12 protein-coding genes and 2 pseudogenes are annotated in these 12,412 nt (G+C 52.2%); 13 read left to right on the forward strand and 1 reads right to left on the reverse strand.

The window, feature by feature from the left end; translation table 11 throughout:
- Positions 1-110 precede the first annotated feature (110 nt).
- From JOE45_RS16940 to JOE45_RS16970, 7 genes are all read left to right on the forward strand, one after another.
- On the forward strand, positions 111-521 hold the full coding sequence (locus tag JOE45_RS16940; protein WP_210023186.1) for a hypothetical protein: 411 nt from the start codon (positions 111-113) through the stop codon (positions 519-521).
- A 213-nt stretch (positions 522-734) separates the two neighbouring features.
- Positions 735-1,793, forward strand: coding sequence for an ABC transporter ATP-binding protein (locus JOE45_RS16945; RefSeq protein WP_210023185.1), 1,059 nt, complete (start codon positions 735-737; stop codon positions 1,791-1,793).
- Positions 1,786-2,499 (forward strand): ABC transporter permease subunit, encoded by a 714-nt coding sequence (locus JOE45_RS16950; RefSeq protein ID WP_210023184.1) that lies wholly within the window; start codon positions 1,786-1,788, stop codon positions 2,497-2,499. The genes JOE45_RS16945 and JOE45_RS16950 overlap by 8 nt, the downstream gene beginning before the upstream one ends.
- A 54-nt stretch (positions 2,500-2,553) precedes the next feature.
- Entirely contained in the window at positions 2,554-3,945 is a 1,392-nt protein-coding gene (locus JOE45_RS16955; protein WP_210023183.1) for a Gldg family protein, read from the forward strand.
- Positions 3,942-4,877: a DUF4340 domain-containing protein gene (locus JOE45_RS16960; protein WP_210023182.1), complete on the forward strand. Its 936-nt coding sequence runs from the start codon at positions 3,942-3,944 to the stop codon at positions 4,875-4,877. Before JOE45_RS16955 ends, JOE45_RS16960 begins: the two co-directional genes overlap by 4 nt.
- Positions 4,878-5,057: 180 nt before the next feature.
- Positions 5,058-5,291 (forward strand): hypothetical protein, encoded by a 234-nt coding sequence (locus tag JOE45_RS16965; RefSeq protein WP_210023181.1) that lies wholly within the window; start codon positions 5,058-5,060, stop codon positions 5,289-5,291.
- Between the two features lie 23 nt (positions 5,292-5,314).
- Positions 5,315-6,145: a spore coat protein gene (locus JOE45_RS16970; protein ID WP_210023180.1), complete on the forward strand. Its 831-nt coding sequence runs from the start codon at positions 5,315-5,317 to the stop codon at positions 6,143-6,145.
- 53 nt (positions 6,146-6,198) lie between these two features.
- Here the strand turns inward: JOE45_RS16970 and JOE45_RS16975 are convergent.
- Positions 6,199-6,517, reverse strand: a pseudogene (locus JOE45_RS16975) (HNH endonuclease).
- Positions 6,518-6,656: 139 nt separating this feature from the next.
- Here JOE45_RS16975 and JOE45_RS23610 point away from each other — a divergent pair.
- The 6 genes and pseudogenes from JOE45_RS23610 to pcrA form a co-directional block, all read left to right on the forward strand.
- Positions 6,657-6,829: pseudogene (locus tag JOE45_RS23610) on the forward strand (helix-turn-helix domain-containing protein); the annotation flags it as partial.
- Entirely contained in the window at positions 6,826-7,926 is a 1,101-nt protein-coding gene (locus JOE45_RS16980) for a sensor histidine kinase (protein ID WP_210023179.1), read from the forward strand. The pseudogene JOE45_RS23610 and the gene JOE45_RS16980, both read left to right, overlap by 4 nt.
- A gap of 256 nt (positions 7,927-8,182) precedes the next feature.
- Positions 8,183-8,365 (forward strand): hypothetical protein, encoded by a 183-nt coding sequence (locus tag JOE45_RS16985; RefSeq protein WP_210023178.1) that lies wholly within the window; start codon positions 8,183-8,185, stop codon positions 8,363-8,365.
- 174 nt (positions 8,366-8,539) lie between these two features.
- On the forward strand, positions 8,540-9,124 hold the full coding sequence (locus tag JOE45_RS16990) for a hypothetical protein (protein ID WP_210023177.1): 585 nt from the start codon (positions 8,540-8,542) through the stop codon (positions 9,122-9,124).
- 265 nt (positions 9,125-9,389) lie between these two features.
- Positions 9,390-10,067 (forward strand): heptaprenylglyceryl phosphate synthase, encoded by a 678-nt coding sequence (pcrB, locus tag JOE45_RS16995; protein WP_210023602.1) that lies wholly within the window; start codon positions 9,390-9,392, stop codon positions 10,065-10,067.
- Between the two features lie 27 nt (positions 10,068-10,094).
- Positions 10,095-12,389 (forward strand): DNA helicase PcrA, encoded by a 2,295-nt coding sequence (gene pcrA, locus JOE45_RS17000; RefSeq protein ID WP_210023176.1) that lies wholly within the window; start codon positions 10,095-10,097, stop codon positions 12,387-12,389.
- The last annotated feature ends 23 nt before the right edge of the window (positions 12,390-12,412 follow it).

The raw sequence follows: 12,412 nt of genomic DNA on the forward strand, positions 1-12,412 counted from the left end.
ATGCAAAATTGGTTTCTGATGGATAAAAAACGGGGAACCGCCTCCTTTATCGGTATGTTCGGTGAAAAGAACCGAAGCTAAGACCATTCTATGTGAAACGGGGTGATCTCATGTGGCCGTTTTCCCGATCGACCTGGAATACGATTACCAAGGACAATCCTTCCGCTGAATTGGAGAGGAGAATTGCCGAATTGGAACGCAAGCTTCAGGAGCAAGCCAGCGCTAAACCGGAAGAGCCAAGACCGACGGTCGTCATCGAGCATATCGCCATCGACAAGCTGGTAGTGGAAAAATGGGATCACAGCAACAATTTTGGAGCCTTGGGAATCAAAGAGCTGGGGGGCAAGCTGAATATCGGCGTGAATTATTCCGGTCCTATTGACGGCGAGGTGCTCAAGGATTTCTTTCCTAAGGCCAAGACAAAACCAGAAAGTAAGGATAATTCACCGCAAAAGACCAAACCCGGCACCACGGGCAGTTCAGATGGGCCAAGCTGTACGATTCGAGCCAAAAATCTGTAAGCGTAGGAATGAAAGCATTGTTTAGTAGAACCTTCGGACCTAGGTGCCAGAGGTTCTTTTTTTGACACAATTTTGACACATAATTTTAATCCTTTTTTCAGCTTTGGTTAAGGTCGTTTTATGCCTTCGCTAGTATATTGTGGATGGTTAAGACATAGCAAAGATGGGAATGGCTGTATAGTGAAAAATGTGGCTACGACGGGAGGTTTTGACATGCTCGAGGTAAAACAGGTCAGCAAATGGTACGAGAACCAGAGAGGGGTCCAAAGCGTAGATTTCTCTATGAGCCGCGGCGAGATCGTCGGTTTTCTCGGGCCGAACGGCGCCGGCAAAACGACAACCATGCGAATGATCACGGGCTACCTGAATCCGACGCAAGGCACGATTACGATTGATGGCTTGTCTATGACGGACCATCCGAAAAAAGCGCGGCAGAAAATCGGATATTTGCCGGAGACGCCGCCGCTGTATCCCGAGATGACGGTCAGGGCTTATTTGCAGTTCATCGCCGATTTACGCGGTATTCCGGCAAAGGAGCAGAAGCGCCGGCTCGGCGAGGTGGTGGAGCGGCTCGGCTTGCAAGGACGCGAAAGGCAAATTATCCGCAGCCTGTCCAAAGGGTACAAGCAGCGGGTCGGTCTGGCGCAGGCTATCCTTCACCAACCCGACCTGTTAGTGCTGGATGAACCGACGTCAGGCTTAGACCCCAAACAAATTATCGAGATCCGCCAGTTGATCCGGGAGCTGGGCGAGAATCATACCGTGCTGCTCAGCACGCATATTCTGCCTGAGATCAATACACTGTGCAATCGCGTGCTAATCATTAATCAAGGGCGCATTGTACTGGATGGACAGCCAGATCGGCTGGCACACACGATGGGCGAGGCCTTCGAGGTATCGCTTGAGGTGAAGGGCCCTCGTGAGGCGGTGCTTACGGAATTGCGCGGCCTGCCCGGTGTGACGGATGTGCGGGAACTGGACGGCGAAGCGGGTGTAACGGAGCCGAAAACGGCTGTCGTGGATGAGGATACAGTATCTTCTGTGACGGCCAGTCCGGCTGAGACGGTGAAGGTGCTTGTCTCTGCGGCGGCTCATGAAGACATTCGTGAGGTGCTGTTCTACCGGATGGCCGAACGCAGGTACCCGATTCTATCCATGAAGAAGGAAAGTCTTAGCCTGGAGGACATCTTCCTGAAGCTGACGACAAGTGAAGCGCTGGACGGGCAAGCCGGAAGCGAAGCGTCTTCGGAGGAGGTGATTGCGGATGCGTAGAGCTTGGGCAATGGCCAAAAAAGAGCTGCAGATGTATTTTTATTCGCCGACGGCGTATGCGGCTTTTGCTTTCTTTTTCCTTATTACCGGTTATTTTTTTAGCGCTAATTTTCTTTATCCCCCGTATATCGTCGATATCCGGCCGGTGGTGGGGAACATCACATTCGTGTTCCTGTTTATTATTCCATTACTGACGATGCGGCTGATTTCCGATGAACTGCGGCAGGGGACCGATGAGCTGCTGCTTACATCACCCGCCAGCCTTACAGAAATCGTTGTGGGCAAATATGTCGCCGCGATGATCGTTCAGTTATTGCTTGTCATCGGCAGCTTGATTTATCCGCTCATTCTGAGCGCTTATGGGACGTTGGAGATACCGGCGCTGTGGTTGTCCTACCTATCGATGTTCCTGATGGGAGCAGCCATGATGGCGATCGGTTTATTCGCTTCTTCGCTGACAGCGCACCAGATGGTGTCGGGCATCATCGCGTTTGCGATACTGCTCGTGTTCTGGACGATTGAATGGCTCGGAGATACCGTGGGCGGAAAAATCAAAGATTTTCTCGGCATGTTCTCGATTGTCGGCCGTTCGCTCGACCTGCAGAAGGGCGTGCTCGATTTTGCCGATGTGCTCTTCTATGTCACTCTGAGTGCGGTGTTCGTGTTGCTCAGTATTCAAGTGCTGGAGCGCAAACGCTGGAGATAAACGACAATCGCTTGAAGCGCGGGCCACGCGCCAAGCAGAAGGGGGAAAGCCAAAGTGAACAAGTGGATACGCGGAACAAACGCGGTCGTGCTGTCGCTCGCCGTGATCGGCATTTTCATCGTGCTGACGATATTTTTGAACTCGATGAAAGGCATGCAGCTCGATCTTACGAAGAATAAAAAATTCACGCTGTCGGAACAGACGACGCAAGCGCTGGGGGCACTGGATCAGGATGTGCGGATCGTCTCGCTGACAAGCGACCAGACCGATCCTTACATTAAACGCCAGGTGGTCGAGCTCGTGCAGGAGTATAAGAAACGCAGCGGCAAAATCACCTTCGACGAATACGATATCGTCAAACAGCCGGCTGTAGCCCAGCAGTATGAAGTAGACCCGTCGGGAACGCTGGTGGTGGAAAGCGGTACGCAGAAAAACACGATCTATTATTACGATATGTTCCTTCCTGGACAGCAGCAGGGGGATTATCAGTTTAGCGGCGAGGAGAAGCTGACCCAGGCGCTTGTAAACCTAAACAGCACCGAGAAACGTAAAGCTTATTTTCTATCCGGGCATAATGAAATTCCTTTGGATCAGATGAATACGTGGCGCAGCGGGCTTGAAAGCGAGAACTATGAGGTGGAGGATCTTAATCTGCTGCGCGAGGGCAAAATTCCGGATGATGCTGAGGCTCTGTTTATTATCGGGCCTGAGAACGATATCAGCGATCAGGAAGCCGAGCTGATCAGGACGTACCTGGGCGGTGAGGGCAAGCTGTATTTAGCGCTTGGGTTTAACCAAAATATGGCCTCCCAGTGGAAAAATATCGACAGCCTCATGTCGGCCTACGGAATTAAAGACCAGCATGCCGTGGCTATCGAGCCGAAGCAAAGCATGCTGTACGATCCGCTGACGATCATTCCGGAGTATGGAGAGCACCCCATTACCCAAAAGCTTGGGGAGTACAACCTGCTCACCATGATGACGCTCGCCGTGACACTGAATGTGGACCAGCCCAACGAGAATTATACGCCGACTCCCATTCTTAGAACGACGGATGCAGCCTATGGTGAAACGGACCTAACGCGGCTCGCGGAAAGCAGTCAAAGCAGCAAAGATCAGACCGATATCCAGGGTCCGCTAAATTTGGGCTACGTTGTTGAGGACAAGGATGGGAAGCCGAAAGCAGTCGTTCTAGGTGGTTCGACGTTGTTCGTGGATCGGGTGATTTCGCAGCAGGGCAACCGTGATTTCGCGCTCAACAGCGTTGCTTGGCTGCAGGAGCAGACGAATCAGGTCACGATACGCCCGCGTCAGGGAGATGCCTTTCAAACAGCGCTTGTGACCGCTGGGCAGGCGAATCTGATTTTCTACGGAACAGTGCTGCTCTTCCCGTTACTCTTCCTGATGTTCGGCGGAGCGATTTGGTGGAGGAGGAGACAAGGATGAAAAGGCTGATCCCTACGATGATCTTGGTGATCTTGTGCATCGGGGGCTTCTGGTTTGCGTCGAGCAAAGATTTTTTTCAGGAGAAACTTCCGGAAGCTCCGGCTCTGGTGACCGTGAATAAACAAGAAGTAGTAGGCTATACGATCAACAAAGGGGATGCGGTCATCGAATTACAGCAAAAAGACGGGCTGTGGACGATGACCAAGCCATCCGCGGTTCCGCTGAACGAAGCTCAACAAATGGGTTGGATCGATGCCTTTAACGCGGTGAGGAAGGATAAAACGGTCGACGAGAATCCATCCGATCTTGCCCAATTCGGCTTGAACCTACCGGCGCAGGAGTTCAGCATGAAGCTTGCGGACGGCACGACGCATTCGCTGTTCGTGGGCGGCCCGGTGGCAGTGCAGGGCTTTTACTACGCCAAGTTCAGCGGCTCGCCGGAAGTATTTCAGATCAGCGAGTCCCATCTGACGGCTTTGGCAAAGCAGCAGATGGATTTTATGGAAAAAAGCCCGATTCAGATGGACTATGAGCAAGTTCGTGCTTTGAGTGTCGATTGGAAGGGCCGAAAGTGGACACTGACCAAGTCGGAGCCGGACAAACCGTCATATGAAGCCAGCTGGAAGCTCGGGGATCAAGAAGTCAAAGGCGTAGATGCCAGCGGTTACCTTGATAAAGCGGCGTTACTTTCCACAGAGCAGCTGGCAAAGCCGGCAGCCGAGGTGAAAGGTCTCGATCAGCCGGAGCTGCGGATCGAGATCCAAACGGCGGGTTCGGACGGAAAAGAAACGACAACCGCGTATACGGGCAAAGTGGAAGGCGACAACGTCTGGATTTCGAAGCAGGGCGGCGAATGGGCTTTTGCCATTCCCGCAGCGGCGATTCAAGAGCTGGCGGACAAAGACAAAGAATCGCCGGCGGAGCAAAAGTAAAGGAACACCGTGCAGCATGACCGGCGTTATTCGGTTAAAAGCTGCGCGGTGTTTTTTCTTCCTAAGAGATTTTAGCCTGTGCAGATTGATCAGAATAAATAAAATATGCGGCCCAACCATACATAATTTCCCATAGACGAGGAAACCCTACTTTTGTCAATGATGAAAGGAGGAATTCCAATGTTTACGGGACAACAACAGCAGGGCATGAATACGGTCACTTCCAAGGAACTGGCTTATATTTCGGATGGATTGAAGAACGAAGAGCTGATTGCCAAAATTGCGGTGCAAGGTGTGGCGGAAAGCCAAACCCCACAGCTGAAGCAGAAGCTGGCGCAAATGGCTCAGGACCGTTTGCAAAACGCGGATCAATTGCTCCGGACGCTGCAACAGCATACGCAGATGACTCAATAGATCTACATAGGAGGTGTGTTCATATGTACCAACAAAACGTTATGAATTCCCAGCAAACCGGAACACAAGCCCAGCCTTATCATCTGAATGAGCAGGATACGGCTAATCTCGTTTTGTCCGAGCTCAAGCGCGCCGCTCGCGAATACACTACGGCCGCACTCGAAGCGACTCATCCGGCGATCCGCCAAACGTTCGCGAACCTAACGCAAAAAACGCTGCAGGATCAAGCGGAGCTATTTGACGCCTTGAGCCAAATCAATGGTTACGGTTCGATCTCTATGGCCGCCCAGCACGAGGTGCAGCAGGAGCTGCAGCAGCAAATCCGTAGAGCGGAGCAGCTGCAGCTGCTTGTCCAGCGGTCCATTCAAAGCGAATATGCAAGCGCGAATGCCCAACAACAGCAGATGCAGCAGCAATCCTATCCGTCCAATCAGCCGTTCCAGCAGACGGGGTCTTACCAGACCGGATACGGAAGCCAAGGCCAACCTGCTTCAGCGGCTTCCTTTTACGGTACGGGCGGCGGTTTCAGCTCCTATCCGAACCAAGGATACGGTTCGTCGGGTGCGTCTGGCATCAGCCAAGGCATTCAGTCGAGCCACGGCTTCAGCTCCTCCACCGTCGATACGCAGGACAGTGATTACAATCTGAAGTCCTCGTTATCCGGAACGGACAGCCAAAGTGATTTTTCAGCCAAATCGACACAGGACTATACGAGCAATAAATTCAGCAGCGGCGGATTGCAGGAGCCTTACAGCTCCAAGACCCAGCAGGATCAAAGTTATTCCTCGTCCGGGGTATCGTCCTCTAGCGCCCGTCCCAGCGGGACGTCACATAACAGCAAGTACATGATGTAAGATCATCGATGCCCTGTATACCTTCACAGATAAAAGAAGGAGTGCAGGGCTTTTTAATTCCCTTGCCTTCGTCCTTGCACATGCTGCGATTTCCGGATTCTCGGCAGTGGGGTCCCCGGCTGCTTGCGGATCTAGCGTAAAAACTTGACCATCTCTTCATTCTCTCTCAGCGCTTCAAACGTGTTTAGTCCTGTCTTCAGATCCGTGTTCGTAAAGAGCGCATGAATCTGCTTATGGCAAGCAAGCAACGCACAGGTTCGCCGTAGGCAGGAATGTTCCTCCCTTCTCTTTTGGCGTCAGGTGATGTCTCGTCGTTTCCACATCTTTGCGACCGCACAGTTCGCATAAGCCGGGTTCCTTCTTTTTACTCATCGCGGACGCTCTTCCTCCTAACCCAGTTCACCTTCGACAGTGAAAAAGGTATAATATTTCCATGACCACCCATTGGGTACGGCAGAACCGTAAGGTGGACCTGACACGTAATGAGCTGCTGCACCCCGAATCGAAGTGACTGCCGGAGACGCTTTGGGACGATGTAGACTTCGTCGACGATAATACACCAACTGCAACTGTTAATGTGACTGGCGTTCGTAAGGAGCTGGAGGAGATTGAGCTTTCGGTGCTATTGAGGCCGTCCGCGGACAAGGGTATCGTTTACGCACGAAGTGGAGGGAGGAGTCATGAATTTTCGCTTGTACTTAGCTGATCGTATCGGTATGATCTCTATTTATTTGGTGAGCCTGTTGTTAGTTGCCGCTGTCATCGAACTGGATCTGCATGGACAAGGGCTATCGCTCACCCGTGGGAATCTGATTTATATAGGCGTTCTTTCTGTTGTTGGAGTTTCCGTGTTTCTGACCTTGGACTACATGCGTCAGCGCGGATACTGGAATCAGCTGAACGCATTAAAGAGCGATCCGGACAATCCTCGCGAGGGGATCGACATGGAAGCGCTGCTGACCTTACCGGCCGGCGCCACCCGAGAGCAGCGTTATATGCAGGACCTTGTAAGGGAGCTTTACTGTACGCATGTCGACCGCTTGGAAGTGTACAGATCCATGCAGGATCAGCATCAGACGTTCGTCCGGAAGTGGGTGCATCAAATGAAAACACCGGTTTCCGTCATCAGTCTGCTCACCCGGCAATCCCCCTTGTTGAAAGAGAGCGCACCATCCTCCGATATGCTGGAGAGTATTCAAGAGGAGAACGAGAAGCTCATGCAGGGTCTAGATATGATGCTGAACGCCGCCAGGTTGGAGAAATTTGAAGTCGACGTGTGCGTGCAAAAGGTTGATTTATTGAAGGTGGTCCGTAACGTCGTTAGTGAGCGCAAAAAGGCGTGCATCCGCTACCGAATTTTTCCTAAGCTTATCGCCAGTCACGAAGTGTGTTATGTGGACACGGATGAAAAATGGCTCAGCGTTATCGTTCATCAGATTGTGTCCAACGCCATTAAGTATTCCAAAGTAAAAGAATCAGAAAACAAAGAGCTTATCATCACACTGACCAAAGATGCAAAAGGCTGCTATGCCATTTTCGCGGACGAAGGCATCGGCATAGCCGAACAGGATTTGCCTCGGGTATTCGACCCTTTTTTCACGGGAGGGAATGGGCGTCTGCTGACGGAGTCTACGGGGATGGGCTTGTACATTGCAAAGGAAGTATGCCGTCGGCTAGGGCATCGTTTGGAAATCGAATCAAGGCTTGGCGAAGGAACGACGGTCAGGCTCCATTTTCCTGCAGGAGTCACGCTGCATGACGGGCTCGTAAGCCCAAGATGATGGTTTAAGGGTACGGTGGAGCGGGTGTAAGGTGAATCGATGGCTCAGGGGGCTGCTTCCTTTTATACTTCTGTTCATAGGCTGCTGAAGCACTTACTTTCTGTTTACCTAGGCCACGTGGCGGCGCTCGCAGACTCAGCAACGCAAAAGCTTCTACTATAAGCATATGAATTTGATCGCTCTGTCCAGCTCAATTGTAAGATGAAGGACCAATACGCGCACGCTGGTTCTGGTCGCCGCGACGAGCGGAGTCATTTTGACGGCATCATATACGCTGTATGTGTTTTATAAGGATAATGAGAATAAAAAGATGGAGCATTTCCCGGATACGTTTAGCTTCTCCGAAAAGGTTCTGGCGGACAAGGAAGCGAAGGATCAGTTGAAGGTCGTCTTGGCTCGAGAAGGGTCAGACTGCCGAGGCATTTACTTCGGAGTCTGATATCAACAGGGCAGCTGTTTACAGCATCCCATACCAGGAGATGGATGTTGACCTCATGGAGAAGGGCTTCTCAGGTCGCGTCCTCCAATAAGCCCGTGGGTGTTAGCTGTGGTATATTTTTTCGTTTTTGAACCATAATACGAGAAAACGCCACAGCAGGAGGGGCTTCGTCTGATGAGACTATGGTTGACTCTGGTTCTGATTACCGGGCTGCTTGCCGGTTGTCAGACGCAAAGGGATCGCAACGCTACCGATATGAAGTCGCTGCAAAAAACCGTGGGCAGGGAGCAGCTGATACAAACGTTCAGCCAAATCACGCCGCCGCCGATGAGCAAGGAGATTATGAACCAATCCGACGAGCAAATTATTGCCTGGATCCGGCAGGTGGACGCATGGACGCATCAAGTGCTTTCTTCTCCGCTAACGGGAGAAATGGACAGGCATGCGATGGGGGAAATGCGGAGGCATTTGGAGCAGGTGTATACGCCGGAGATGGCACAGCGGATGATCGATTACTTTTTTCGGCATGACTATACACTGGGCACCTATCAGGCCAACAGCACCAAAGCGATGTTGGGTCTGAGAAGCGAATGGAGGGAGTATGAGCTGAAAAAGACGCAGCCTGCTCCAGATCAATATAAGGTTTTATTAACTGGCAAGACCCAATTCGAATACTCTGAGTCCGTCATGCAGCATGAATCTGCTTACCGTGTGCAGGGAGACCGTCTGATCGTGACGGAATTTCAGACGCGCTCTTAGGTACGGACTTAGTCCGTGCTTGATCGCAGAGCATCCCTAGAGGGGTGCTCTGTCTTTTTGTTTACATGAGAACTTATATTCCTATGTTGTCTAAGGAATGTGATATAATAGATGATATTTTCTCTTGGCTTCCCGCAATTGACACTTCCTTCGGGGTAGCATAGACTTGATTTTAGACAAGCTGATAGTGAATGCGTATCCCGGTTTTCGGGAATGCGCTTCGGCCTTTTTTACATGAACAGGAGGCATTGCCTTGCATTTGCGTATGGAACAATGGAAGCATGTTTTTAAGCTGGACCCGGACCGGGAGCTGTCGGATGAGGCTTTGGAGCGCGTATGTCTGTCCGGAACCGATGCCGTCATGGTTGGAGGTTCTACCGGCATCACGTTTGACAATACTGTCGATCTTTTGGCTCGCATTCGGCGCTATGAAGTGCCCTGCGTGCTGGAGGTGTCCGATCAAGAGGCGATTGTACCGGGGTTTGACCTGTTTATGATTCCCATTGTACTGAACGCAGGTGACACCCAGTGGATTGTCGGGCGGCATCATCAGGCGCTAAAGGAATATGGGGCTATTCTCGATTGGCAGCATATCGTGACTGAGGGCTATATTATATTGAATGAACATGCTACCGCAGCCAAGCTAACAGAAGCCAATACCCAGCTTAGCACCAAAGACGTTGAAGCTTACGCACGTATGGGCGAGCGGCTGTTCCGCTGCCCGATTGTGTATTTGGAATACAGCGGAGTGTTTGGCGATATGGCACTGGTAAGCAGAGTCCGCAATCTGTTGGGTGAGGCACGGCTGTTCTACGGCGGCGGCATCGACGGTCCGGAGAAAGCTCGGCAAGCGGCTGAGGCGGCTCACACGATTGTAGTAGGCAATGCCGTGTATGAGAATTTGGAGCATGCTCTTGCTACGGTCGAAGCTGTACGTAATTGAAAAGCTGCAGAAAGGGAATAAGAACAAATGATGAATCAAGCGATAGATATTTTCAAAGCTGTTGAAAAACTGAATCCTCAGCAGAGGCGCGCCGTCGAGGCGGTGGACGGTCCTCTGTTGATCATGGCCGGAGCGGGAAGCGGCAAAACCCGCGTATTGACGCACCGAATCGCTTATCTGATTGCGACGCGGAAAGCGGCTCCTTGGAGCATCCTGGCCATCACGTTCACGAATAAGGCGGCTCGGGAAATGCAGGAGCGCGTTAGCGCGCTGGTTGGGCCGCAGGGGCAGGATATTTGGGTATCGACCTTTCACTCGATGTGCGTCCGCATTCTGCGCAAGGATATTTCAAGAATCGGTTTTACATCGAATTTTACTATTCTCGACTCGGGCGATCAGCTTTCCGTCATCAAGAACTGCATGAAGGAGCTGAATATCGATTCGAAGAAGTTCGAGCCGAAGGCCGTGCAAGCGGCGATGGGTAACGCTAAGAACGAGTTGCTGACGCCGGAGAAGGTTGAGCAGAAGATCGGCGATTATTTCGATGGGATCGTAGCCAAGGTATATTCGCTCTACCAGAAGAAGCTCAGAAGCAACAACTCGCTAGATTTCGACGATTTGATCATGAAGACGATCGAACTGTTCCAGCAGATGCCCGAGGTGCTCGATTTTTACCAGAACAAGTTCCAATATATTCACGTGGACGAATACCAGGATACGAACCGGGCGCAGTATATGCTGTGCCGCCTGCTTGCGGGCAAGCATCAGCGCATCTGTGTCGTCGGGGACAGCGACCAGTCGATTTACCGTTGGCGCGGAGCGGATATCAGCAATATTCTCGATTTCGAGAAGGACTATCCGAAAGCCACGACCATTCTGCTCGAGCAAAATTACCGTTCGACCTCAACGATTCTGGACGCGGCGAATAAAGTGATCGCCAACAATGTCGGACGGAAACCGAAAAACCTGTGGACCGACAAAAGCGGAGGGAACAAAATCCGGCTGTATCAGGCGGATTCCGAGCATGAGGAAGGTTACTATATTACGGGAGAAATCCGTAAGCATATCGAGCAGGGCCGTAAATACAGCGATCACGCGATACTGTATCGCACGAACGCGCAGTCCCGGGTCATCGAGGAAATACTGATCAAGTCGGATGTTCCGTACCAGATCGTTGGCGGCATCAAGTTCTATGACCGCAAAGAGATTAAAGATATTTTGGCCTATTTGCGCCTGATTTCTAATCCGGATGACGATATCAGCTTCGCGCGGGTCGTGAATGTGCCGAAGCGGGGTATCGGAGACACCACAGTGGACAAGCTGGCTGCAGCGGCAGGTCGGTTTGGCGTATCAATGTTCGCCATGCTGGAGAATGTGGATAGCATGGAGATTGGCGCCAAAGCGCGGAATGCGCTCTCGGATTTCCGCGAAATGATCGAGAATTTGTACCGGATGGTCGATTATTTATCGGTGACGGAGCTGACCGAGAAGGTGCTTGAGATGACGCACTACCGCGATGAGCTGAAGCGGGAAAACACGCTTGAATCTCAAGCCCGCTTAGAGAACATTGACGAGTTCCTGTCCGTAACGATGGAATTCGAGAAACGAAACGACGATAAGTCGCTCATTTCGTTCCTCACGGATCTTGCGCTGATCGCCGATATTGATTCGATGAATAACGACCCCGATCCCGAAGCGGCCAAGCAGGGCGTTGTACTCATGACGATGCACAGCGCCAAGGGACTCGAGTTCCCGGTCGTGTTTATCGTCGGTTTGGAGGAAGGCGTGTTCCCGCATAGCCGGACGCTGATGGACAACGAGGAGCTTGAGGAGGAGCGACGTCTGGCCTATGTCGGCATCACCCGTGCCGAGGAGGAACTGTTCCTGACGTGCGCCCGGATGCGTACATTGTTCGGACGCACGTCGGTGAACGCGCCGTCACGCTTCTTGAGCGAGCTTCCTCAGGAGCTCGTAGAGGCGGTACGCGTAGGCGGCGGGATCAGCCGCGGCAGCGAACGCCGCTTCGGCAGCGCCGGAGCCTTTGGCGGCACGCCGGCAGCGGGTCGAGCGCCCGTGAGTTTCCGCGGTGGCAGTACGCCAGCCGCTGGAGGAGCGGCGGCTGGCACTGCGGCCTCCGCGTCGAAGCCGCCGGTTGACTTTGCCATGGGCGACAAAGTCTCGCACGGCAAATGGGGTACCGGCGTTGTCGTCGCTATTAAAGGCTCGGGCGATGACACCGAGCTGCAGATCGCTTTCCCTGCCCCAGTGGGTGTTAAGCGGCTGCTTGCCAAGTTTGCCCCGATTACCAAACCAAGTGAATAGAGCTAGGAGAGGACGAAGTGATC

It is taken from the genome of Paenibacillus sp. PvR098, from assembly GCF_017833255.1.
In the GTDB taxonomy this organism is placed as follows: Bacteria; Bacillota; Bacilli; order Paenibacillales; family NBRC-103111; genus Paenibacillus_G.

Bases quoted from the DNA above. Each gene is read 5' to 3' on its own strand.
- JOE45_RS16970 (WP_210023180.1), top strand. From the start codon at position 5,315: ATGTACCAACAAAACGTTATGAATTCCCAGCAAACCGGAACACAAGCC.
- pcrB (WP_210023602.1), top strand. From the start codon at position 9,390: ATGGAACAATGGAAGCATGTTTTTAAGCTGGACCCGGACCGGGAGCTG.
- JOE45_RS16960 (WP_210023182.1), top strand. From the start codon at position 3,942: ATGAAAAGGCTGATCCCTACGATGATCTTGGTGATCTTGTGCATCGGG.
- JOE45_RS16945 (WP_210023185.1), top strand. From the start codon at position 735: ATGCTCGAGGTAAAACAGGTCAGCAAATGGTACGAGAACCAGAGAGGG.
- pcrA (WP_210023176.1), top strand. From the start codon at position 10,095: ATGATGAATCAAGCGATAGATATTTTCAAAGCTGTTGAAAAACTGAAT.
- JOE45_RS16990 (WP_210023177.1), top strand. From the start codon at position 8,540: ATGAGACTATGGTTGACTCTGGTTCTGATTACCGGGCTGCTTGCCGGT.
- JOE45_RS16980 (WP_210023179.1), top strand. From the start codon at position 6,826: ATGAATTTTCGCTTGTACTTAGCTGATCGTATCGGTATGATCTCTATT.
- JOE45_RS16965 (WP_210023181.1), top strand. From the start codon at position 5,058: ATGTTTACGGGACAACAACAGCAGGGCATGAATACGGTCACTTCCAAG.
- JOE45_RS16940 (WP_210023186.1), top strand. From the start codon at position 111: ATGTGGCCGTTTTCCCGATCGACCTGGAATACGATTACCAAGGACAAT.
- JOE45_RS16950 (WP_210023184.1), top strand. From the start codon at position 1,786: ATGCGTAGAGCTTGGGCAATGGCCAAAAAAGAGCTGCAGATGTATTTT.